This is a genomic window from Flavobacterium sp. (assembly GCF_031537875.1).
Classification (GTDB): Bacteria; Bacteroidota; Bacteroidia; order Flavobacteriales; family Flavobacteriaceae; genus Flavobacterium.
Genome location: NZ_JAVKNB010000009.1, coordinates 1 through 23,682, shown reverse-complemented (window position 1 = coordinate 23,682; position 23,682 = coordinate 1). Strand labels below are relative to the sequence as shown.

Annotated in this window: 25 protein-coding genes and 1 rRNA gene; 12 read left to right on the top strand and 14 right to left on the bottom strand. The window is 34.3% G+C overall.

The genetic code is table 11. From position 1 onward, the window contains the following. Window positions 1–7: 7 nt before the first annotated feature. Complete coding sequence (locus tag RMR09_RS03930) at window positions 8–1,285, bottom strand: MFS transporter (RefSeq protein WP_310594508.1); 1,278 nt, start codon at window positions 1,283–1,285, stop codon at window positions 8–10. A gap of 115 nt (window positions 1,286–1,400) precedes the next feature. Between RMR09_RS03930 and bshC the strand changes: the two genes are divergently transcribed. Together bshC and RMR09_RS03920 are read left to right on the top strand one after the other, a co-directional pair. Continuing rightward, window positions 1,401–2,990 (top strand): bacillithiol biosynthesis cysteine-adding enzyme BshC, encoded by a 1,590-nt coding sequence (bshC, locus tag RMR09_RS03925; protein ID WP_310594507.1) that lies wholly within the window; start codon window positions 1,401–1,403, stop codon window positions 2,988–2,990. A gap of 117 nt (window positions 2,991–3,107) precedes the next feature. Then, window positions 3,108–3,527: a nucleoside-diphosphate kinase gene (locus RMR09_RS03920; RefSeq protein WP_310594506.1), complete on the top strand. Its 420-nt coding sequence runs from the start codon at window positions 3,108–3,110 to the stop codon at window positions 3,525–3,527. A gap of 132 nt (window positions 3,528–3,659) precedes the next feature. Here the strand turns inward: RMR09_RS03920 and RMR09_RS03915 are convergent, their stop codons facing one another. The 12 genes from RMR09_RS03915 to RMR09_RS03860 form a co-directional block, all read right to left on the bottom strand. Further along, window positions 3,660–3,956, bottom strand: coding sequence for a DUF721 domain-containing protein (locus RMR09_RS03915; protein WP_310594505.1), 297 nt, complete (start codon window positions 3,954–3,956; stop codon window positions 3,660–3,662). Then, window positions 3,937–4,380 (bottom strand): lipocalin family protein, encoded by a 444-nt coding sequence (locus tag RMR09_RS03910; protein WP_310594504.1) that lies wholly within the window; start codon window positions 4,378–4,380, stop codon window positions 3,937–3,939. Before RMR09_RS03910 ends, RMR09_RS03915 begins: the two co-directional genes overlap by 20 nt. A 4-nt stretch (window positions 4,381–4,384) precedes the next feature. Continuing rightward, a complete protein-coding gene (locus RMR09_RS03905; protein ID WP_310594503.1) occupies window positions 4,385–4,558 on the bottom strand; it encodes a hypothetical protein in 174 nt (57 codons plus the stop codon). Window positions 4,559–4,564: 6 nt separating this feature from the next. After that, window positions 4,565–5,545: a signal recognition particle-docking protein FtsY gene (ftsY, locus tag RMR09_RS03900; protein WP_310594502.1), complete on the bottom strand. Its 981-nt coding sequence runs from the start codon at window positions 5,543–5,545 to the stop codon at window positions 4,565–4,567. 125 nt (window positions 5,546–5,670) lie between these two features. Further along, the gene (locus tag RMR09_RS03895) at window positions 5,671–5,823 is read right to left on the bottom strand and encodes a DUF4295 domain-containing protein (protein WP_066310049.1); all 153 of its coding nucleotides are present in this window, start codon (window positions 5,821–5,823) and stop codon (window positions 5,671–5,673) included. 72 nt (window positions 5,824–5,895) lie between these two features. After that, on the bottom strand, window positions 5,896–6,078 hold the full coding sequence (gene rpmG, locus RMR09_RS03890) for a 50S ribosomal protein L33 (RefSeq protein WP_007805817.1): 183 nt from the start codon (window positions 6,076–6,078) through the stop codon (window positions 5,896–5,898). Between the two features lie 27 nt (window positions 6,079–6,105). After that, on the bottom strand, window positions 6,106–6,342 hold the full coding sequence (gene rpmB, locus RMR09_RS03885) for a 50S ribosomal protein L28 (RefSeq protein WP_024980263.1): 237 nt from the start codon (window positions 6,340–6,342) through the stop codon (window positions 6,106–6,108). A 73-nt stretch (window positions 6,343–6,415) separates the two neighbouring features. After that, entirely contained in the window at window positions 6,416–7,669 is a 1,254-nt protein-coding gene (locus RMR09_RS03880) for a CinA family nicotinamide mononucleotide deamidase-related protein (RefSeq protein ID WP_310594501.1), read from the bottom strand. Window positions 7,670–7,681: 12 nt separating this feature from the next. Continuing rightward, window positions 7,682–8,026: a histidine kinase gene (locus tag RMR09_RS03875; RefSeq protein WP_310594500.1), complete on the bottom strand. Its 345-nt coding sequence runs from the start codon at window positions 8,024–8,026 to the stop codon at window positions 7,682–7,684. After that, window positions 8,026–8,637, bottom strand: coding sequence for a fumarylacetoacetate hydrolase family protein (locus RMR09_RS03870; RefSeq protein WP_310594499.1), 612 nt, complete (start codon window positions 8,635–8,637; stop codon window positions 8,026–8,028). The genes RMR09_RS03875 and RMR09_RS03870 overlap by 1 nt, the downstream gene beginning before the upstream one ends. 33 nt (window positions 8,638–8,670) lie before the next feature. Continuing rightward, complete coding sequence (locus RMR09_RS03865) at window positions 8,671–9,441, bottom strand: 3'-5' exonuclease (protein WP_310594498.1); 771 nt, start codon at window positions 9,439–9,441, stop codon at window positions 8,671–8,673. Between the two features lie 114 nt (window positions 9,442–9,555). Further along, entirely contained in the window at window positions 9,556–10,851 is a 1,296-nt protein-coding gene (locus RMR09_RS03860; protein ID WP_310594497.1) for a dihydrolipoamide acetyltransferase family protein, read from the bottom strand. Between the two features lie 178 nt (window positions 10,852–11,029). On the opposite strand from RMR09_RS03860, the gene RMR09_RS03855 reads away from it, so the two are divergent. From RMR09_RS03855 to RMR09_RS03810, 10 genes are all read left to right on the top strand, one after another. Then, window positions 11,030–12,892: an ABC-F family ATP-binding cassette domain-containing protein gene (locus RMR09_RS03855; protein ID WP_310594496.1), complete on the top strand. Its 1,863-nt coding sequence runs from the start codon at window positions 11,030–11,032 to the stop codon at window positions 12,890–12,892. 12 nt (window positions 12,893–12,904) lie between these two features. Next, window positions 12,905–13,474 (top strand): hypothetical protein, encoded by a 570-nt coding sequence (locus tag RMR09_RS03850; protein ID WP_310594495.1) that lies wholly within the window; start codon window positions 12,905–12,907, stop codon window positions 13,472–13,474. A 108-nt stretch (window positions 13,475–13,582) separates the two neighbouring features. Continuing rightward, window positions 13,583–14,269 (top strand): ABC transporter ATP-binding protein, encoded by a 687-nt coding sequence (locus RMR09_RS03845; protein ID WP_310594494.1) that lies wholly within the window; start codon window positions 13,583–13,585, stop codon window positions 14,267–14,269. Between the two features lie 10 nt (window positions 14,270–14,279). Further along, window positions 14,280–14,849: a cob(I)yrinic acid a,c-diamide adenosyltransferase gene (locus RMR09_RS03840; protein WP_310594493.1), complete on the top strand. Its 570-nt coding sequence runs from the start codon at window positions 14,280–14,282 to the stop codon at window positions 14,847–14,849. Window positions 14,850–14,997: 148 nt separating this feature from the next. Continuing rightward, the gene (locus RMR09_RS03835) at window positions 14,998–15,219 is read left to right on the top strand and encodes a DUF2795 domain-containing protein (RefSeq protein WP_007138072.1); all 222 of its coding nucleotides are present in this window, start codon (window positions 14,998–15,000) and stop codon (window positions 15,217–15,219) included. An 88-nt stretch (window positions 15,220–15,307) separates the two neighbouring features. Then, window positions 15,308–18,652 carry a preprotein translocase subunit SecA gene (secA, locus tag RMR09_RS03830; protein WP_310594492.1) on the top strand — a complete coding sequence of 1,115 codons (3,345 nt, stop codon included), beginning with the start codon at window positions 15,308–15,310 and terminating at the stop codon, window positions 18,650–18,652. A 395-nt stretch (window positions 18,653–19,047) separates the two neighbouring features. Next, the gene (locus RMR09_RS03825; protein WP_310594491.1) at window positions 19,048–20,154 is read left to right on the top strand and encodes a hypothetical protein; all 1,107 of its coding nucleotides are present in this window, start codon (window positions 19,048–19,050) and stop codon (window positions 20,152–20,154) included. A 167-nt stretch (window positions 20,155–20,321) separates the two neighbouring features. Then, complete coding sequence (locus tag RMR09_RS03820) at window positions 20,322–21,185, top strand: hypothetical protein (RefSeq protein ID WP_310594490.1); 864 nt, start codon at window positions 20,322–20,324, stop codon at window positions 21,183–21,185. A gap of 190 nt (window positions 21,186–21,375) precedes the next feature. Beyond that, window positions 21,376–22,254, top strand: coding sequence for a GIY-YIG nuclease family protein (locus RMR09_RS03815; protein ID WP_310594489.1), 879 nt, complete (start codon window positions 21,376–21,378; stop codon window positions 22,252–22,254). Window positions 22,255–22,391: 137 nt separating this feature from the next. After that, entirely contained in the window at window positions 22,392–23,153 is a 762-nt protein-coding gene (locus tag RMR09_RS03810; protein WP_310594488.1) for a RhuM family protein, read from the top strand. 392 nt (window positions 23,154–23,545) lie between these two features. Here RMR09_RS03810 and rrf read toward each other — a convergent pair. After that, window positions 23,546–23,655, bottom strand: a 5S ribosomal RNA gene (rrf, locus tag RMR09_RS03805). Window positions 23,656–23,682: the final 27 nt, after the last annotated feature.

Below are 23,682 nucleotides of genomic sequence, written 5' to 3'. Positions count from 1 at the left end.
GATTATACTAAAACTGATGCTCTTTTTTACTAATGACCAACAATGAAATCACAGAAATAACGGCAGCGGCAGAAAGATAATACCCCACAAAGTCCAAACCATAATTTGTCGCAATCCAAATGGCAATCATGGGAGCAAAAGCAGCACCTATAATTCCAGCTAAGTTAAATGTTAAAGAAGCACCTGAATAGCGAACTGTTGTTGGGAACAATTCCGAAAGAAAAGTTCCAATGGGTCCATACGTAAATCCCATCAAAGACATGCCTAAACACAAAAAGAGAGCAACTAAAATTGTGCTTCCTGAATTTAAAAACAAAGAAAAGAACAAGCCAAAAACAGCAATAGCTGCCGAAGCATAAATTAACATCTTACGACGCCCTATTTTATCAGCAATTACTGCTGAAATAGGAATAAATGCTGCAAAAAACAGAACCGAAAACAATTGCATTAAAAGTGCTTCTTTATTTGAAAAATGCAATTCTTTAGTATTCCAATTCAACATAAAAACCGTCATTAAATAGAAAACCACAAACGTAGTCACCGCTGCAAAAGTCCCAAAAAACAATTCTTTTCGGTAGGATTTTAAAAGTGCTAAAAATGGAATTTTAACTTCTTCTTGCTCTTGTTTTGCGTTTTCAAATGCTACTGTTTCAGTTATTTTCAGACGGATGTAAAATCCAACCAAAACTAATAATGAACTAGCTAAAAAAGGAATTCTCCAACCATAATCCAAGAAATCTTCAGAACTCATTGTATTGGTCAACAATAAAAAAGTACCTCCTGAAAGTAGTAAGCCTATTGGTGCCCCTAACTGTGGAAACATTCCGTACCAAGCGCGTTTATGAGGTGGTGCATTTTCAATAGCTAATAAAACAGCTCCTCCCCATTCTCCACCTAGACCAACACCTTGCCCAAAGCGACACAACATTAATAAAATAGGAGCAACAATGCCTACACTAGCATAACTTGGCAAAAAACCAATACTCACTGTCGAAATTCCCATGGTTAATAAAGCCACCACCAAGGTTGTTTTTCGTCCAATTTTATCTCCATAATGCCCAAAAACTGCCGAACCAATTGGTCGCGCAAAAAAGGCTATCGAAAATGTAGCCAAGGATTGCAAAACCGAAGTAGTACTGTCTGTTCCTGGAAAAAACAATTGTGGAAAAACTAATACCGCAGCATTAGCATAAATATAAAAATCAAAAAACTCAATCGTAGTTCCAATTAAGCTTCCAAAAAGTACATGTTGTAAGGAATTCTCTGGTTTTGATGTAGCATTCATTTAATTTGGTAATTATTAGTTTTCAATAGAGTATAAAAATGCTACTATTTTTCGAAAGCCGCAACTATTTAGTTCCAATATTTTTTTAGTATTTTTACTCCAAACAAAACCCAATATGCCAACTGACTGTATATCCTATCAAAATTCAGGCTATTTCTCCACGTTAATAAAAGATTATTTAGATCAAAAACCGAATCTAAGTAGGCTATACAACAGGTTTCCAACAGCTGCCAATTTTGAAGCACAAATCCTTGAAAAGGGAAATAACTACAATCAGGGAAACCGAAAAATATTGGTTACCGAATTACAAAAGCAATATAAAAACACAACTACTTCTAAAGCAACCCAAAATAATATTACCGCTTTAGGACAATCCAATACGTACACTATCACTACAGGGCATCAATTGAATTTATTTAGTGGTCCCTTGTATTTTTTATACAAAATCATTTCGACTATCAATTTGGCTACGGAACTAAAAGCGAAATATCCAAATTCAAATTTCGTTCCCATTTATTGGATGGCTACGGAAGACCACGACTTTGAAGAAATTAATTATTTCAATTTCAAAGGCAAAAAATTTCGTTGGAACAAAATCAGTTCAGGTCCTGTTGGCCGACTATCAACTGAAGGATTAGATGCTGTTTTTGAAGTTTTTTCTCAAGAGTTAGGTGCGAGTATCCATGCACAAAAAATCAAAGAGTTATTCCAAAAATCCTATTTAGAGCATTCCAATTTGGCTGAAGCTACTCGGTTTTTAGCTAACGAACTTTTTAGTGAGTACGGTTTAGTGATATTAGACGCTGATGCTGCCGATTTAAAACGCACTTTAATTCCGTACATCAAAGACGAACTAGATAACCAAACATCGTTCAAAGAAGTTACTGCAACTATTGAAAAACTAAACGAATTTACTATTCAAGTTAACCCTCGTGAAATCAATTTATTTTACATTGAAAATGACTTGCGTGAACGAATCATTCTTGAAAATGGCAATTATAAAGTAAACCATACTGATTTATCTTTTTCAAAAGAAGAACTATTTCATTTAGTAGAAAACCATCCTGAAAAATTTAGTCCTAACGTTATCTTACGACCTTTATACCAAGAAGTACTACTTCCTAATCTTTGCTATATTGGTGGTGGCGGTGAAATTGCGTATTGGTTAGAACTGCAATCTTTTTTCAATGCTGCAAAAGTTAGTTTTCCAATGCTTTTGGTTCGTAATTCAGCAGTAATAGCAACTGAAAAGCAACTAAAAAAAGTAGCTGCATTACAATTATCTTGGACTGATTTGTTCAGTAAACAAGAGGATTTAGTCAACAAAAAAACGAAGAAGCTTTCTGAAATTAATTTGGATTTATCTGATCTTAAAGAACAATTGAAAAAGCAATTTGATGCATTGTATACTATTGCGAAGCAAACCGATAATTCCTTTATGGGAGCTTTAAAAGCACAAGAAATCAAACAAATTAAGGGAGTAGAACAGCTAGAAAAACGATTACTCAAAGCCCAAAAACGAAAGTTATCCGACGTTTTAGAACGTATTACTCAATTGCAAAACGAATTATTCCCCAACCAAGGCTTACAAGAACGTCAAAGTAATTTTTCTGAATTCTATTTAGAAAATGGAGAGACTTTAATTCCTGCTTTGGTAGAAAAACTTGAACCTTTAGAACAACATTTTGAGATAATAGCGGTTTAAAATTTAATAAATCACCCAACCCTTAATTTAATAATTTCTATTTTTAGATTGATTTTGTTACAGAAATAACAAAAAAAGTAGTATTTTTGAAATCCAAATTTATAATTACACAAAAAAATGGCAACAAACAGAACTTTCACCATGATTAAACCCGATGCGGTTAAAAATGGTCATATTGGAAACATATTAGCAATGATTACGAATGCGGGATTCAAAATTGTTTCTTTAAAATTAACACAATTAACCGTAGCTGATGCTCAAGCTTTTTATGCCGTACATAGCGAACGCCCTTTTTATGGCGAATTAGTAGAGTTCATGTCAAGTGGGCCAATTGTTGCCGCAATTTTAGAAAAAGATAATGCTGTAAGCGATTTCAGAACTTTAATTGGCGCTACCAATCCTGCAGAAGCAGCTGAAGGAACTATTCGTAAATTATATGCTACTTCTATGGGAGAAAATGCAGTACACGGTTCAGATAGCGACGAGAATGCAGCTATTGAAGGTGCGTTTCATTTTGCAGGAAGAGAGCAATTTTAATTTAGAAAGTTAGATTTCTTAGATTATTTTAGAATTCTTAGATTATTATAAAAGAGAAACCCACTTCAATGAAGTGGGTTTCTCTTTTTATCTAACTTTCTAACTATCTAGAAATCTAATTTTCTAAGTAATCTATCTCAAAACTACATCTTTAATCACCTCTCGTTGTAGCTCTTCGTTAATCATGGTTATAATCTTCGATTTGCCGTGACTTAATTCCTCTCGTAAAACCGAAGAAGTTAATTCTACATACAACGTATTTCCTCTTAAAGCTACATTTTTAGTGTAACTATTCACCCCATTTCCCATTAGATTTTGCCAAGCTTCTTTTACATCAATCTGATCCATTCCAGGCTGCAATTTATTCACTTGAATAATTTGCTTTAAGACGTCACCAACGGTACTTTGATTACTTAGTCTTTTTGCCATCACCCAAAATATTTATAGCCGTTGCTTTCTTGTAATGGTATTCTTTTTTTTGAGCATTTAGCAGTACTAATTCGTCTGCTGTCAAAGCGATAATCTCTTCGGTATATTTCATATACGGCGTAGCATAATCCAAATAGGTTTTATCCTCTTGAAAACGAACACTTACTTTTTCAAAAGTGTCATCAACTAAAAAGGTGCCATCCAGTTGGGGAGTTACTTTTTTTCGGATACCTTGATTATTTTTATCTATCTGGAAATAATCATAGTTTTGATTCGCTCCGTACTGTTTGTCTTCGCCTTTATCAAAAACTACTTTTTCAATTTCCCAATACCCATTAATTTTAGGGATATCAGCAGACTGTATTTTTTGCTTACAGCTTACAAAAACGAAGGATATCAATAGAACTTTAAATAGATGCTTCATGCTGTTATTTTTTAGAATTAACTCTTTTATATAAGCCTAAGAAGAAAAAAACCAATCCTAATACCAATGACAAATAATAGACAGGAACGCTTTGCTCACGAATTACATTCGCCAAAACAAAACAAATAATACTAATGAAATAAAAAGTGATAGGACTTAACTTTACGAAAGAACTCATAATCTATTATTTAAAAAAACTATCTACAAACTCGAATTTATTGAACACTTGCAAATCTTCTATACCTTCCCCCACTCCAATGTATTTCACCGGAATTTGAAATTGGTCTGAGATCCCTATAACCACACCACCTTTGGCAGTACCGTCTAGTTTAGTAACCGCTAACGAAGTTACTTCTGTGGCAGCGGTAAATTGTTTAGCTTGCTCAAAAGCATTCTGACCTGTCGAGCCATCCAACACTAATAAAACATCGTGCGGAGCATCACCCACTACTTTTTGCATCACCCGTTTTACCTTAGTCAATTCGTTCATCAAATTTACTTTGTTATGCAAACGTCCTGCGGTATCAATGATAACAATATCAGCATCTTGAGCTACAGCAGATTGCAAGGTATCAAAAGCTACCGAAGCCGGATCACTTCCCATATTTTGTCTCACAATTGGCACACCTACACGATCTGCCCAAATTTGCAATTGGTCAATCGCTGCTGCGCGAAAAGTATCTGCCGCACCTAAGACTACTTTATGTCCTGCTTTTTTGAATTGGTAAGCCAATTTTCCAATAGTAGTAGTTTTACCTACTCCATTTACACCCACTACCATTAACACATACGGTTTGGTTTGTATTGGAGTAACAAATTCAGTTGCCTCACCTGAATTGGTTTCAGATAGCAAGCCTGCGATTTCTTCGCGAAGAATCTGATTCAATTCACCCACGCCTAGATATTTATCTGCAGCAACGCGTGCTTCAATACGTTGTATTACTTTCAATGTGGTATTCACACCCACATCCGAAGAAATAAGGATATCTTCTAAATTATCTAAAACTTCATCATCTACTTTTGATTTTCCTGCTACCGCTTTGGATAACTTTGAAAAAAAAGTGGTTTTAGACTTTTCAAGGCCTTTGTCTAAGGATTCCTTCTCTTGTTCGTTAAGACTCTCCTCCTTCTTATCAGAAGAGAATATTCTTTTGAAAAAACTCATATTTCAGTATTTTAATAAGAATGATTTGGGATTCGAAAATGGATTTAATTTTCGAAGGGTAAATATAGAAAATAAAAAAGCTACTTCCGAATGAAAGTAGCTTTTCTATATACTGTGAAAGTAAATTATTTCTTTTTCAAGAATTCATCAACTGCTTCAGGAGCCATAATAGATTCAACGAATGTATATGCACCAGTTTTTGGAGATTTAACCATTTTGATGGCTTTTGATAATCTCTTTGAAGCTGTTTGTAACGATGCTACGGTTTTCTTTGCCATGATTCAATGTTATTTGAAATTTAATACTACCTACAAATGAAATCACCTGAGATGGTATCTAATCTCTAATTATTATTTAATTTCTTTGTGAACTGTTACTCTTTTCAAGATTGGATTAAATTTTTTAATCTCTAATCTATCTGGAGTATTTTTTTTGTTCTTAGTTGTAATATATCTTGAAGTACCTGCAACACCTGTTGTTTTGTGCTCAGTACATTCTAAAATCACTTGGATTCTGTTACCTTTCTTTGCCATCTTGCTATCTATTTATTTAGGAAAAGATTATTTAATAAATCCTTCTGACTGTGCTTTTTTCAAAACAGCAGCAATTCCATTTTTATTAATTGTTTTTATCGTAGATGCTGCTACTCTAAGAGTAATCCATCTATCTTCTTCTGGAAGATAAAAACGCTTTTTAACTAAGTTCACAGAAAATTTTCTCTTAGTTTTGTTCATAGCGTGAGAAACGTTATTTCCTACCATCGCTCTTTTACCTGTAAGGTCACAAACTCTTGACATTATTCTTTATCTTTTATCGTTATTCAAAATCAGGGTGCAAAGAAAAGAAAAATAAACGGATCAAACAAAAAAATTAAGGCACATTTTTTAAAATTTCTTTTTGTAGCATTTCTAAACTCTTAATCACTGCTCTATCTATCACTTTTTCACGGGGTTGACCAAAATTAAATTCTTCCACAATTACACCTTTTGGTGTTGCCAAAGCAATACAAACCGAACCTACTTCTACATCTGCGTCGCCTTTTGTTGGTCCGGCATTTCCTGTCGTTGCAATGGCGTAATCGGTTTGCATTATTTTTTGCACACTCAAAGCCATCGCCGAAGCCACTTCCTTACTTACCACTGAATGTTCAGTAATTAGCGCTTCCGAAATTCCTAAAACATTCATTTTAACTTCGGTTGCATACGAAACTATACTTCCTTTAAAATACCCCGAAGCACCAGACACAGAGGTAAGTAATTGCGCTATTTTGCCTCCTGTACAACTCTCTGCCGTAGCAATAGTTTTATTTTTCTCTTTTAGTAGTCTCCCAAGAACTACCTCTAAAGTATCTTCTTCTTCAAAACCAACTATAATATCGTGAATAATAACATCTAATGATTGTACATTTTCTGCAATAGCCTCCTCTAATTGTTGCTTATTCGTTCCTCTAGCTGTCAATCGTAAACGAACACGACCTGGACTTGGCAAATAGGCTAATTTAATACATTCCGGCAATTGGTTTTCCCAAGCCTCAATGCGTTCTGCTACATGACTTTCTCCTTGACCATAAGTCAAAATCGTTTTGTGTACTATATAAGGTCGTTTGTACTCTTGAACCAATTTAGGAATCACTTGATTTTCTATCAAATACTTCATTTCATAAGGAACTCCCGGAAGCGAAACAAACACCGTATTGTCCTTTTTAATCCACATGCCTGGAGCTGTACCCACCTGATTGTGCAACACGGTACATTTTGAAGGAACCAAAGCTTGGTCTTTATTGATTTGAGAAGCTACACGACCTAAGGCGCGCTCAATCAAATCAATCACATGATTTTCTACAGCTGTATCTCGAATTAAAGTATCTTCAAAATACTCACAAAGGGTGTGCTTGGTAATATCGTCTTTTGTAGGCCCTAAACCTCCTGTAATAATTACAACTTCGACTTTATTTTGAAGCGAAGCAAACGTATCTAAAATATGTTGCTTATTATCTGAAATAGAAAGCATTTCGTGAGTTTCAATCCCAATTTTATCCAAAGACTTCGCTATAAAACCCGAATTAGTATCGACAATTTGACCTATCAAAATTTCGTCTCCAATAGTAACTATAGCTGCTTTCATATTTGAATTGATTTACAAATTAAAGTCTTTCTTAATCTCTTTAATAGCGTCTTTAACTTGTGATTTTACACTTTTGTAGGTTTCTTTGATGTTCTTTGTTTTCCCTTCGGCTTTTGCCCAAGCTTCAATTAACACCAACTCTTCAAAGGCTATGTGCATGCCCATTAAATCGAGTGTTGGTTTTATTTTGTGCGCATAAGCATACACTTGTTTGTGTGATTCCGATTTGATTCCTGCCTTAATTTCCGATAAATCTTTCGGAACTTCATTGACGAACAGAACCAATATCTGATTCACAAATTCAGTATCATTTTCGGAAAGCGCATATACTTTTGAAAGGTTATAGTGTAAAGCCATTATTTTACTTGTATTCTAAATAGTTGTTGTCCTTCTAAATACCCTTCCAAAACATCGTCAGGTTGCACTGCTGCGACTCCTTCTGGAGTTCCTGTAAAAATAATATCGCCTATTTTTAAGGTAAAAAATTGAGACACATACGCCACCAATTCGTCGATTTTCCACAACATCAAACTGGAATTTCCTTTTTGTGCCACTGCCCCATTTTTGATTAATTCAAAATTGACATTTTCTAAAGAAGCAAATTGTTCTTTAGAAACAAATTCACCAATTACTGCCGAACCATCAAATGCTTTTGCTTTCTCCCAAGGCAAGCCTTTATCTTTCAATTTAGCTTGTAAGTCCCGAGCGGTAAAATCGATTCCAACACTAATCTCATCATAATATTTATGAGCAAATTTAGGTTCGATATACTTCCCTACTTTATTGATTTTTACAATCAATTCAATTTCGTGATGTACATCATCTGAAAATTCTGGAAGTACAAAAGGATGTTGTTTCAATACAATAGCCGAATCCGGTTTCATAAAAACAACAGGCTCTGTTGGACGTTCATTTTGTAATTCCGCTATATGATTGGTATAATTTCTACCGATACAAATAATTTTCATAATTTGGATTTAATTTCTAAAAATCAACTCGTTTTATTTAGTATTCAATTTTCTCAACTTAATAGCCGTCAATACTTTTTTGGTATACAAAGGAAAATCTGCATTTTGAATCCAACTAAAATAACCGGGTTCTGTTTCCAATACCTTTTCAACTTTAGCTCCCTTGTGTTTTCCAAAGGTAAAAACTTCTTCTCCGTCTTGATCAAAAGCAATCATTCCTGCAAAATCAGCAATCTTTTTTCGAGTTGTAAACTCAGAAAGCGTTTTCATGTCATTTTCCAATTCAGGATAACGATCCAATTGTGCTTTTAAAATCTCATAAGTTGCCATGGTATCTGCTTCAGCAGAATGGGCGTTTTCAAGACTTTTTCCACAATAAAATTTCAATGCTGCACTTAAGGTACGCTCTTCCATTTTGTGAAAAACCGTTTGCACATCAACTGAAACCCTGTTTTTCATATCAAAATCTACTCCTGCACGGAGCATCTCTTCTGCCAACAACGGAATATCAAAACGATCTGAATTGTATCCTGCCAAATCGCTATCCTTAATCATATTTTGAATTTGGCTAGCCAATTGCGCAAAGGTAGGCTCGTTCGCTACTTTTGCATCATCAATTTTATGTACAGCTGTAGATTGTGGCGGAATCGGAATCGTAGGATTCACTAACCAGGTTTTGCTTTCCTTATTCCCATTGGGAAATACTTTGAAAATTGAAATTTCTACAATTCGGTCTTTTCCAATATCAATACCTGTAGTTTCAAGGTCGAAAAAGCAAATTGGTCTATTGAGTTTAAGTTCCATTTATTAATTTTATAAGATTACAAATATATCAATTTGTAATGAATGTAATTTAAAAAAGAAAACCCTTCCAAAGACCTGCTCCGAAAGGGTTTATATTATAGTAAGATAACCTGATTATATATCCGTATCTATATCAAAAGCTTCTAAATAGTCAGCAACACGTTTTACAAACATTCCTCCTAAAGCGCCATCCACCACACGGTGATCATAGCTATGAGTCAAGAACATTTTTTGGCGAATCCCAATAAAATCCCCTTCAGGAGTTTCAATTACTGCAGGCACTTTTCGAATAGCTCCCAAAGCTAAAATCCCTACCTCAGGTTGATTGATAATTGGCGTACCAAAAATACTACCAAAAGAGCCGATATTCGTCACCGTATATGTACCACCTTGAGTGTCGTCTGGTTTTAGTTTACCGTTTTTAGCACGATTCCCTAAATCGTTTACCGCTTTAGCCATGCCTACCAAATTCAATTGATCTGCATTCTTAATAACGGGAACTATTAAATTTCCATTAGGCAAAGCCGCAGCCATTCCTAAATTGATATTTTTCTTTTTAATGATGTAATTTCCATCAACTGAAATATTCATTCCCGGAAAATCTTTCAAGGCTTTCGCCACCGCTTGCATAAATATTGGAGTAAAAGTCAACTTCTCACCTTCTCTTTTTTCAAAAGTAGATTTTACTTTATCTCTCCATTTTACAATATGAGTTACGTCTACTTCAATAAAGGATTGAACGTGTGCCGATGTTTGCAACGAAGCCGTCATATATCCTGAAATCAACTTACGCATTCTGTCCATTTCAACAATTTCATCTTCGCCATTAACAGATACCGGTACCGCTTGTGTACTTGGAACTACAGTTGGTGTTGGAGCAGATTGATTAACTGTTGGTGATTTTGTTCTTCCAGCTACAAACGCTAAAATATCTTCTTTGGTCACACGACCTTCTTTTCCTGAACCTTGAATATTCTCTAATTCAGCTATAGAAAGACCTTCTTCTTTGGCAATATTTTTCACTAAAGGAGAATAGAACTTTTCAGTCCCTTTAAAATCAACCGCAGAAGCAACAATGGCGTGAGCCACTTCTACTTCCTTTTCAATTTCAGCCACCGCTGCAGGCACTTCTATTTTTTCAACAGGAGTTGCACTGTTTTCTGAAGTAGCTTCTGTTTCAATAATAGCAATCGTTTGTCCTACTTGAACCAAATCATCTTTAGCAAATAATTGTTCTACCAAAACCCCCGAAACTTCGCTTGGTACTTCGCTATCGACTTTGTCTGTAGCAATTTCAAGTACAGCATCATCGGCTTCAATTTTGTCGCCAACTTGTTTCAACCAATTCGTGATGGTTGCCTCCGCTACACTTTCTCCCATTTTTGGAAGTTTCAATTCAAATCTTGCCATAATCTTAACGTAAAAGGTGATTTTGATTTTCTGATTGCAAAATTAGGAAATATTTTTAGTTTTAGATACGATTAAATCAAATAAACACCATCCTAAAAACCTTTTTTATTAGCACTAAAAACAATTAGAAAATCATTGTTTCGCTTCAAAAGATTACTTTTGCAAAAAAATTACATCTGTGAATTATTTATCTGTCGAAAATATCTCTAAATCTTTTGGAGAACGCACCCTTTTTGAAAACATTTCATTTGGTATTAACAAAGACCAAAAAATAGCCTTTATTGCCAAAAATGGTTCTGGAAAAACTTGTATTATGAAAATAATCAACGGTGAAGACGAACCCGATTCTGGGCAAGTGGTGGTTCGAAAAGACATCAAAATGGCGTTTTTATCACAAGACCATAATTTACAAGATGAATTAACCATTGAAGAAAGCATTTTTGCTTCGGATAATGAAATTCTGAAAGTAATTGAACAATATGAAAAAGCCTTAGAACATCCAGAAGACGAGGAAGCCTACCAAAAAGCGTTCGACAAAATGGATCAGTTCAATGCTTGGGATTTTGAAACCCAATACAAACAAATTCTGTTCAAATTAAAACTAGAAGATTTTAAACTGAAAGTAAAAAACCTTTCTGGAGGTCAGAAAAAACGTCTGTCGTTAGCCATCATTTTAATTAATCGTCCTGATTTATTGATTCTTGATGAACCTACCAATCATTTGGACTTAGAAATGATTGAATGGCTTGAAAGTTATTTTGCTAAAGAAAATATCACCTTGTTTATGGTAACACACGACCGTTTCTTTTTAGAGCGTGTTTGCAATGAAATCATCGAATTAGACAACGGAAAACTATACCAATACAAAGGAAATTACTCGTATTATTTAGAGAAAAAAGAAGAACGAATTGCTTCTGAAAATGCGAGCGTGGACAAAGCCCAAAACCTATTTGTAAAAGAATTGGAATGGATGCGTCGCCAACCCAAAGCAAGAACAACCAAATCCAAATCGCGTCAAGATGATTTTTACGTGATCAAAGAAAAAGCCCAAAACCGACGTCGAGAAAACAAAGTAGAACTCGAAATCAACATGGAGCGCATGGGTAGTAAGATTATCGAGCTACACAAAATCTCTAAAAAATTCAAAGACCACGTAATCTTGGATAATTTTAGTTTTGATTTTCAACGTGGCGAACGTATCGGGATTATAGGTAAAAACGGAACAGGAAAATCAACTTTCCTCAATGTTTTGACAGGAACATTACCTTTGGATAGTGGAAAAGTGATTAAAGGTGATACTATTAAAATTGGGTATTACACTCAAAGCGGCATCAATCCAAAACCAGGTCAAAAAGTAATTGACATCATCAAAGAATATGGTGAATACATTCCGTTAGCGAAAGGAAAAATCATTTCGGCAGGACAATTATTGGAACGTTTCCTTTTTGATAGAAAAAAGCAGCACGATTATGTTGAAAAATTAAGTGGTGGCGAATTAAAACGTTTGTATTTATGTACCGTTTTGATTCAAAATCCGAACTTTTTGATTTTGGATGAGCCAACTAACGATTTGGATATTGTTACTTTAAATGTATTAGAAAGTTTTCTTTTAGATTACCCAGGCTGTTTGATGGTTGTTTCTCACGACCGCTATTTTATGGACAAAATTGTAGACCATTTATTTGTGTTTAGAGGCGATGGGGAAATTGAAGATTTCCCTGGCAACTATTCTGATTTCAGGGCCTATGAAGACAGTGCCGATGTAGCCCAAAAAGAAGAAAACAAAGCCGAGAAAAAAGATTGGAAACAGAATAACCCAACAGGAAATTTGAGCTTTAATGAGCAAAAAGAATATCAAAAAATCGAGAAAGAAATCAAAGATTTAGAAAGTCAAAAAGTCGCTATTGAACAATTGTTCTCTGATGGAAAAGTAGCCGATGCAGACATTGAGAAAAAAGCGAAAGACTTAGAAGAAATTATCCAAAAAATAGAAACAAAAGAAGAACGTTGGTTTGAACTTTCGGCTAAAATAGAATCGTAGTAATCACAAAAAATGATATTCCGTATAAAATCGTATTTACAATTCCTTTGGCACTCCAAAAACGAACACGGAGTACACTCGCCTTTTATATTTCTTTTGCTTACCCAATGTTTTTATAACAAAAAAATAAAATTACCCGCAGCCACTTTGTCGCAATACAAAGGAGCCAACTCCAAAAAAAGTCGATTATTATATACGATTATTCAGTATTTCAGTCCTAAATCCATTTTGATTATTGGACCAACCACTTTCGAAAAAGAAGTTATCGCGTTAGCAAATCCAAAATCCACTATTGATATTGACATTGTTATTGACATTGACAATGCTATTTACAACTGCATTTATTTCAGTTCCAATAATTATTCAGCAATAACTCCCGAAACCATTGAACAACTTGTATTGACTATTGAAAATGATAGTTTTTGGATTTTAGAAGACATTCATGCCAATGCTGCCTCAGAAATGCTTTGGCAAACCCTAAAACAAAATCCGAAAGTAACTGTTACCATTGATACTTATCATTTTGGTTTGGTCTTTTTCAGAAGAGAACAAGTCGAAGAACATTTTATCATTCGCGCATAATTCTAATTTGCTGTAACAAAATTCATTTTACTACTACTTATGGATTTATTCAAAAGTGTTTTGTACTTTTAAATCCGAATTCAACGAATTTTAATTCCAACTACAACAATGGCAAATCCATTAATCAAAATAACTAACATCAAACGTGATTTCGTTCTTGGTAACGAAATTGTTTATGTTTTAAAAGGTATTGATTTACAAATCAATAAAGGAGAATATGTAGCTTTAATGGGGCCTTCTGGTTCTGGGAAATCCACTTTAATGAATCTTTTAGGATGTTTGGATACGCCTACTTCTGGTACCTATATTTTGAACGGAAAAGATGTGAGTCAGATGAAAGATGATGAATTAGCCGAAATTCGCAACAAAGAAATCGGTTTTGTTTTTCAAACGTTCAACCTTTTGCCAAGAACAACTGCTTTGGACAACGTGGCTTTACCGATGATTTATGCAGGATATTCTAAATCGGAACGAAACGAAAGAGCAACTGAAGTTTTGAAACAAGTGAATCTTGCCGACAGAATGGACCACCAACCCAACCAGCTTTCGGGAGGTCAAAGACAACGTGTAGCCGTGGCAAGAGCCTTGGTAAACAAACCGTCTATCATTTTGGCCGATGAGCCAACAGGAAACTTAGACAGTAAAACGTCGGTTGAAATCATGAAATTATTTGGAGATATTCACGCTAGTGGAAATACCGTTATATTAGTCACTCACGAAGAAGAAATTGCGGCTTATGCCAATCGTATTATTCGTTTACGTGATGGATTGATTGAAAGCGATACCTCTAAATAAACCGTTTGATATGAAAATTTACACAAAAACGGGAGACGGAGGAATTACAGCACTGTTTGGAGGAAAAAAAGTTCCAAAAGATCACGATAGAATTGAAAGCTATGGAACTGTTGATGAATTAAACTCTTATATCGGATTAATCAGAGACCAAGATATCGATTCTCATTACAAAACAATTCTTATCGAAGTACAAGACCGATTGTTTACCGTGGGCGCTATGCTCGCCACTCCACCTGAAAAAGAATTACTAAAAAACGGAGAACCACGCTTACAAAAATTAGGAATCATAGCATCAGACATTGAATTTTTAGAAAACGAAATTGATCGTATGGAAGAAACACTTCCAGCTATGACTCATTTTGTTTTACCCGGCGGACATACTACCGTGTCATATTGTCATATTGCGCGATGTGTTTGCCGCAGAGCAGAACGTCTTGCGGTGCATTTAAGTCATAACGAAGCGGTTTCTGAAATTGCAATTCAATATTTGAACCGACTTTCTGACTATCTTTTTGTCTTGGCACGAAAGTTGTCTAAAGATTTAAACGCTGAGGAAATACAATGGATTCCTAGAAAATAGTTGACTATTCGTACTTCTCATTTTTAAGTAGCCTAGCAACTAAAAAACAAACAAAAAAACGTTCTTAACTTTTAATAAAAATAAATCATTTTTTACTTGCCTTTTTCAGTAAAAAATTTATTTTTGCACTAAACTAAATCGACAAAAGATGTATTGGACATTAGAATTAGCATCTTATTTAAGTGATGCGCCGTGGCCTGCTAACAAAGACGAACTTATTGACTACGCTATTAGAGCAGGAGCTCCATTAGAAGTAGTAGAAAACCTTCAATCTATTGAAGACGAAGGTGAGATATATGAATCAATGGAAGAAATTTGGCCAGATTATCCTACAGACGAAGATTACCTTTGGAATGAGGATGAATATTAAAAAATAAACCAAAGAAAAAGTCTCAAAAGAGGCTTTTTTTTTGGTTAAATTAGACATTTACAAAACATACAGAAATACAAACAATATTATGAGTTTCATAAATAGCATTATTAAAATCTTTGTTGGTGACAAATCACAAAATGACGTTAAGGCTTTACAACCTTATCTAACCAAAATCAAAGGATTTGAAAGTAGTTTGATGGCATTGTCCAATGACGAACTAAGAGCTCGTACCGCTTATTTTAAAGAAAGAATCAAACAAGCTCGCGCTGAAAAAGATGCTAAAATAGCGGCTCTTCAACAAGAAGTAGAAACCATTGAAGACATCGACAAAAGAGAAGATATCTATGTGGCTATTGATGCTTTAGAAAAAGAAGCCTATGATATTTCTGAAAAAACATTGATGGAAATTTTACCGGAAGCTTTTGCTGTGGTAAAAGAAACCGCAAGACGTTTCAAAGACAATACCCAAATTGAAGTTACTGCTACGCCAAAAGACAGAGAATTCTCTGCTACTAAAACCTACGTAACAATAGAAGGAGAAAAAGCCATTTGGGCTAATTCATGGAATGCTGCCGGTAAACAAATTACTTGGGACATGATTCACTACGACGTGCAGTTGATTGGTGGAATGGTGTTGCATGAAGGAAAAGTTGCCGAAATGCAAACAGGAGAAGGAAAAACATTAGTTGCCACGCTTCCTATTTACTTGAATGCATTAACTGGAAACGGTGTGCACTTGGTAACCGTAAATGATTACTTGGCAAAACGTGATAGTACTTGGAAAGCGCCTTTGTTTGAATTCCACGGAATGACTGTTGAATGTATTGACAATTACCAACCTAGTTCTGAAGAAAGAAAAAGAGCCTACGATGCTGATATCACGTACGGAACCAATAACGAATTTGGTTTTGACTACCTAAGAGATAATATGGCACATTCGCCAGAAGATTTAGTACAACGCAAACACAACTATGCGATTGTCGATGAGGTGGATTCTGTTTTGATTGATGATGCTAGAACACCATTGATTATTTCTGGGCCAGTTCCGCAAGGAGACCGTCATGAATTTAATGAGTTAAAACCAAAAATTGAGAACTTAGTTAGTTTACAACGTCAATTAGCGAATGGATTTTTGGCAGAAGCCAAAAAATTAATCAAAGAAGGAAACACTAAAGACGGAGGATTCCAATTATTGAGAGCCTACAGAAGTTTACCAAAAAACAAAGCTTTGATTAAATTCCTTTCTGAAGAAGGCGTAAAACAATTGCTTCAAAAAACCGAAAATCAATACATGCAAGACAACAAACGCGAAATGCATTTGGTTGACGAAGCCTTGTATTTTGTGATTGAAGAAAAAAACAACCAAGTAGAATTGACCGATAACGGAATCCAATTCTTATCTGGAGATACAGATTCAGACTTTTTTGTCCTTCCAGACATTGGAACGGAGATTGCTGCTATCGAAAAACAAAAATTGGAAGCCGATGCAGAAGCGGAAGCTAAAGAACGTTTGTTCCAAGATTTTGGTGTAAAAAGCGAGCGTATCCATACTTTAACTCAGCTTTTAAAAGCCTACACTTTATTCGAAAAAGACGTAGAATATGTAATCATGGACAACAAAATCCTGATTGTAGATGAGCAAACAGGTCGTATTATGGATGGACGTCGTTATTCTGACGGATTACACCAAGCCATTGAAGCCAAAGAAAATGTAAAAATTGAAGCGGCTACACAAACCTTTGCTACTGTTACCTTACAAAACTACTTCAGAATGTACAACAAACTGGGGGGTATGACAGGAACTGCGGTGACTGAAGCGGGAGAACTTTGGCAAATCTACAAATTAGACGTTGTTGAAATTCCAACCAATAGAGGAATAGCGAGAATTGATAAAGATGATTTCATCTACAAAACCACACGTGAAAAATTCAACGCTGTAATTGAAGATGTAACGGAATTATCTAAAGCAGGAAGACCCGTATTGATTGGAACTACCTCTGTTGAAATCTCCGAATTGCTAAGCCGAATGTTGAAAATGAGAGGCATCACACACAATGTGTTGAATGCTAAAATGCACAAACAAGAAGCACAAATCGTTGAAGAAGCAGGAAAACCAGGAGTTGTAACTATTGCTACCAATATGGCAGGTCGTGGAACCGATATTAAATTATCTCCCGAAGTAAAAGCTGCCGGAGGTTTAGCCATCGTAGGTACAGAGCGTCACGATTCACGTCGTGTAGACCGTCAGTTACGAGGTCGTGCAGGACGTCAAGGAGATCCAGGAAGTTCTCAATTCTACGTTTCGTTAGAAGACAACTTGATGCGTTTATTTGGTTCTGAAAGAGTAGCCAAAGTAATGGATAGAATGGGATTACAAGAAGGAGAAGTAATTCAACATTCGATGATGACCAAATCCATTGAACGTGCGCAGAAAAAAGTAGAAGAAAACAACTTTGGAGTGCGTAAACGTTTATTGGAATATGATGATGTCATGAACGCACAACGTGAAGTCGTGTACAAACGTCGTCGCCATGCTTTGTTTGGAGAACGTCTTAAATTAGACATTGCCAACATGCTATATGACACTTGTGAACTAATTGTATCTGAAAACAAAGTGGTTAATGATTTCAAAAACTTTGAATTCGAATTAATTCGTTATTTCTCGATTACGTCACCAGTAACCGAAGCGGAGTTTGCTAAATTATCAGATGTTGAATTAACAGCTAAAATTTACAAAGCCACTTTAGAATTCTATACCGAGAAAACAGAACGAAGTGCTAGAGAAGCCTTCCCTATTATCAAAGGAGTTTATGAAGACAAAAACAATCAGTTTGAGCGCATCGTAGTGCCTTTTACAGACGGAATCAAAACCTTGAACGTAGTAACTGACTTGAAGAAAGCCTACGAGACACAAGGAGCGCAATTAGTGGCTGATTTTGAAAAGAACATCACCTTGTCTATTGTGGATGAAGCTTGGAAAAAACACTTGCGCAAAATGGACGAATTGAAACAATCGGTTCAATTAGCCGTTCACGAACAAAAAGATCCATTGCTAATTTACAAATTAGAAGCCTTCAACTTGTTCAGAGCCATGCTTGACAATGTGAACAAAGACGTGATTTCGTTTTTATTCAAAGGCGATTTGCCAGCGCAACAAGCACCAAAGATTGAAGAAGCTAAAGAAATTCGTCAAAAAGAAAACTATAAATTGAGCAAAGACGAAATTCCGAACAGCGAAAACCTAAACCATGAGGCAGGCGAAACTCAACAACGTCAAGTAACCGAAACCATCGTGAGAGACATGCCAAAAATCAATCGTAACGATACCGTAACGATTCAGGAAGTCGCAACGGGTAAAACCGAAACCATGAAGTACAAAAAAGCAGAAAGCTTAGTCACTTCAGGTCAATGGGTAATTGTGAACGACTAATCGTTTAACTGTTCTATAAATACTGGGTGTCTAAAAAGTTTTTATTGGTCATGCTGAACTTGTTTCAGCAGCTATAAATAACTTTTTAGACACTTTTTTTTGTGCTTTACTTTTTGGTAGCAGCTATTGCAGTTCCTGAACACGACTTGTCCCGCTATCCGCGCTACAAGGTAGCTTGCTACTATCGGGGCTAGCAAACCCATTTATTTTTCAAAACATATATTTGGATTACAAACAAATTTTCCTACATTTGGAAAACCCTGTAACTGCACTCGACCCCAAATCGTTTTCTCTTTACAGATTTTATTAATTAAACAATTACAAGCGATTGTAACCATTTGTATGGGCAACATGCGTATATAAACAAGTTAGTGGCAAGTTAACGAAACCTATCTATGAAATACACTCTTGAAGAAATTTATGCCTTGGTTGGAAAGCAAGATAAAACTGCAACTGTCTCTTTCAGATACAATAGTGATTCATATAAACTTTATGGACAACACGTTACTGTAGTTTTTGTTTATACTCAGAAAGAGCGTGAAGAACTAGACAAAATACTTGATTTGAAAGAGGATTTCATTAGAAATGGTTACGTAAAAGCGAGGTATTTAGGCCGCGATTTATCCGAAGAATTGACAGCTAAAATTTTAACAGAAGGAATAAACTCAGAAGACATCACGGAAATTCTATACTTCATTCATTCAGAAAAAAACACGTTCCATTCTAAGGAAAAAAGAACTATAAAAACTATTAATATTCCTATTACATTACAAGAAAACGGAAAAGATTTTGACTGGATATATGGTTTTCAAAAAAGATTAGTAAAAGACAATATTGGATTTTCACCATATGAAAAAGCATCTTATCTAGCTGCAAAATATTATTACGAACCTAACAACATAACTGAGGAAGAAAAACAAGAAGTTTTTGAGAATGAGAATCAACTTAAAGAAGAAATTGAGTGGCATTATCTTTACATAAAATACATGAGAAAAGAGATTTCACCTGAAGAAGAAGAAAAACTTTCAATATTACTTAGTAAAAAGAAAAGGAAATCGTTTTTATTGCTAGACAAATATCTAATTGAAGCAGGTAGCAGTGCAAAAAAGTTGAATGAAAAGAACTTGGAAAAGGCTGCTGAAATATTTGAAAAGATAATACACTTTAAAGACAAAAAGCTTAATTCTTCAGGTAAAAAAGCTATTTATATTAACGTAGAAGGCTACTTGCATATTTATATGCGTCATGTTGAAGAAATGAAAGTTACTAAACAATTTGAAGATAAAGATAACTTTCAATGGAAAGAAGAAGATGTTTTTACAGTCATAAAACATGTCATACAATCCGCTAATGATGATATTCAATCTTTTTTTGAAAAGAATCCAAACGGAAGATATAGTAAATATGGAGATCAAAGTCTCTATTTTGAGGGAGATTATTATACTTTCCATATTGAGAAAGATGGCAGAATTAGCACTTTTCACAAAAACAAGAAAAAATAACCTGCCACTAACAGCCGTTTGGCGAGATTGCGAATTTTTTGGTAAATACACGTTTACATTTCGAAAGAAATTTTATTTTTAACAGAAAATAATCGGTTCCGAAGTTCGCAACTGATGAGAAGCGGCGGAACGTTAGCAACAATGTTCAGAAACTATAATTTAAAAACATGAATAAAGAATTAAAATTTGAAATTTATTCAACAACTGCTATTTCATTATTATTAAGTATACCGTATTACTTGTTTTCAGAACAAACTTTAGAGAAATATACTTATGACATAATGATTTTAATAATATTTATAAGTTTATCTGTTGGTCTTTTTATCAAATCAAAAAGTACAAAACATACAATTTTATTAAAGCTATTTTCAATATTTATTTTTTTTCACTTTGTCTTTTTCCCTTTTGTTTATGTTTATTTATTAAATACAAATCCCAACAATATAAAAATAGAGAAAGATGTATTAGATTCAGAAATAATAAGTAGTTACGATAATATAGATGAAATTTATGGGCGAACTTTATTGGAAAAAGAAAAATTAATTAACAATATTTTACATAATGAGAAAGATTTTATAAAGGTTAAAGTAAATTCCCTTAAACTAAATCAAATGCTCATTTTAAAAGAAAATATTGCTGTTTTAAATTACAGTTTTGAAACAAAAGGCAAACATCCAAGATTTTTTGAAACTTTTTTTTTCTATAATAAAAAAGGTGAATACATTACAGACTTAAAAATAAGAGATGAAAATATATTAAACATTGAAAATCTTTTAAAAAATGAGCTCATCAATGTTAGAAAATTACAATCTTTGAAAAAGAAAGAAATTGAACAGGTAAAAACTCATAAATTTTGGTCTTACAAAAACATTCTACCATATTCAATAAATATATTTTACACAAGTAACTTTGTTCCTAAAAGCAAAATTTCCAATATAGTTTATTTCATACACAACACCTTTATTTTTGTTATAATTTTAAGTTTAATAATTGGATTTTTGCAAAACTTTTTCACAAATAAAATTAATTAAATAAAGCACTGTTGCTAACAGCAGTTTGGCAAGATTGCAAATTTTGTTATAAATCCAAATTAACATTTAGTTATAAACATATAATTTTCAAAAAATAATTCGATATATAAGTGTAAAACAAAGTCAAGTATTGAGTACGTTGATAATAATTATAAAAAAAAAACGATATAAATAATAGTAAATCAAATCGATGGGAAAAAAATTAACGGTTTATATGATTGATGGTACTGAATACGGTCCAAGATTTAGCGAAATTGGAAATTGGGTCGGTAAAGCAGTATATTGTCCAAGATCTTCTATTCAGAAAATCATTAACAGACCAGAATTTGATAATCCAGGTATTTATTGTTTGAAAGGTGACCCTTTAGATGAAGCTTTCCAAGAAAAAATTTATATTGGTGAAGCAGAAAATATAAGAAACAGATTAAAACAACATTTAACTGACTCCAATAAAGATTTTAAAGAATTAATATTTTTTATTAGTAAAGATGAGCTGTTAACTAAGACTCAAATTAAATATTTAGAATCCCGATTAATTCAACTAGCAATAGAAGCAAAAACCGCTGAAATTGACAACGGAACTTCTCCAAGTTTGCCTACTTTACACGAAGCAGATATATCTGATATGGAATATTTTCTCGATCAGATGAAATTAATGCTACCTGTAATGGGTTTCAGATTTTTAATTTCATCAACAATTAAACAATCAGAACATCAAGATATAATTGAAACGTCGAAAAATGAAACTTTGTATTACATTAAAACAAAAACTTTTAATGCTACAATGTTGGAATCAGATAAAGGTTATATTGTATTAAAAGGTAGCGAAGCAAAAAAAACACTTTCAGATTCCACAACCGAAACATATACAAACTTGCGAAGAAAACTTATTGAAACTAAAATTTTAGAAGAAGTAGGCGATAAATATATATTTGCTGAAGACGCCATTTTTAATAGCCCAAGTTCAGCATCAAATATGGTTTTGGGAAGAAATTCAAATGGGTTTACAGAATGGGTAAATGAAAATGGAAAAACATTTAAACAAATTCAAGAGTTACTGAACCAATAACCACAACAACAGCCGTAATGATAAATTGGGGGTTTAGTCCTTTATTTAAAGTTTGGTTTTCAATTACAAAACCAAATCAAAAACTCTTCAAATATTAGAAAAAATAATGCCACTGAGATGAATTAAATAAGTGTATGATGAAAAACGAGATAATTGTATACCGCCCCGATGAATTATCAGAACATATCGAAGTCCGATTGGATAAAGATACGGTTTGGCTGAATCGCCAACAAATTGCATCTCTTTTTGGACGAGATATAAAAACAATTGGCAAGCACATCACTACTATTTTTACTGAAGAAGAACTTCTGAAAGAATCAACTGTCGCAAATTTTACGACAGTTCAAATGGAAGGGAATAGAAAAGTGGAAAGGCTGATAGAAAACTACAACCTGGATGTAATTATCTCCGTGGGCTATAGAGTTAAATCTAAACAAGGCACACAGTTTAGAATTTGGGCAACCAACGTTTTACGAGATTATTTACTGAAAGGCTATGCCATCAACAACCGCATGAACCGAATGGAAGACAGCATAGAAAACATACAAAAAAAATTATACCAAATAGATTTTCAGCTCAATACGCAACTTATCCCTACCCAAGGTATTTTTTTTGAAGGACAAGTCTTTGATGCTTATGAATTGACTTCCAAAATTATTCGCTCAGCAAACAGCAGTATTGTATTAATAGACAACTACATCAATGAAGATACCTTATCTCATTTGAGTAAAAAGAATGAAAAAGTGAAAGCAGTATTGCTGACAAAAAATAATTCCAAAACAACTTCCTTGGATGTTAAGAAAGCAAATGAACAATATGGAAATTTTGAAATACGGTATTTCGAAAAAAGCCACGATCGTTTTTTAATCATTGATAACCCCTGCTACCGCGCGAAATGAAATTCTGCGAAGCTAATCCCTTCCCCTGCTACCGCGCGAATCCCTTCGCGTGGTAATTAGACACAACTCATTAATTCCTAACTACAATATCGTCCCTACGGGACTTCTTTTATTTCTATTCTATAGGTTTTACCAAAATGCAACTCCTAACGGAGTTAATCAAAAAGATATACAATCAACTAATAGCGTAGCGATTCAATAAGTCAAATCCCGTTAGGGATGGTATATTGGTAACAAAAAAAAACCCGTTTCGTTAGAAACAGGGTTTTTAAAAAGACTCGAGGCTTTAGCCGAATAGGCAAAGCAAAGGCGACGAACCGAGCTCTTTAGTGCGAACACGTCGTACCTATAAACAAAAAAACTCCAACTTTTTCAAGTTGGAGTTTCATAAAGAAAGGCGACGACATACTCTCCCACATAACTGCAGTACCATCTGCGCAGGCGGGCTTAACTACTCTGTTCGGGATGGGAAGAGGTGAGCCCCGCCGCAATAACCACCTTAAGAAGTTATAATTGCTTTGGGCAATTT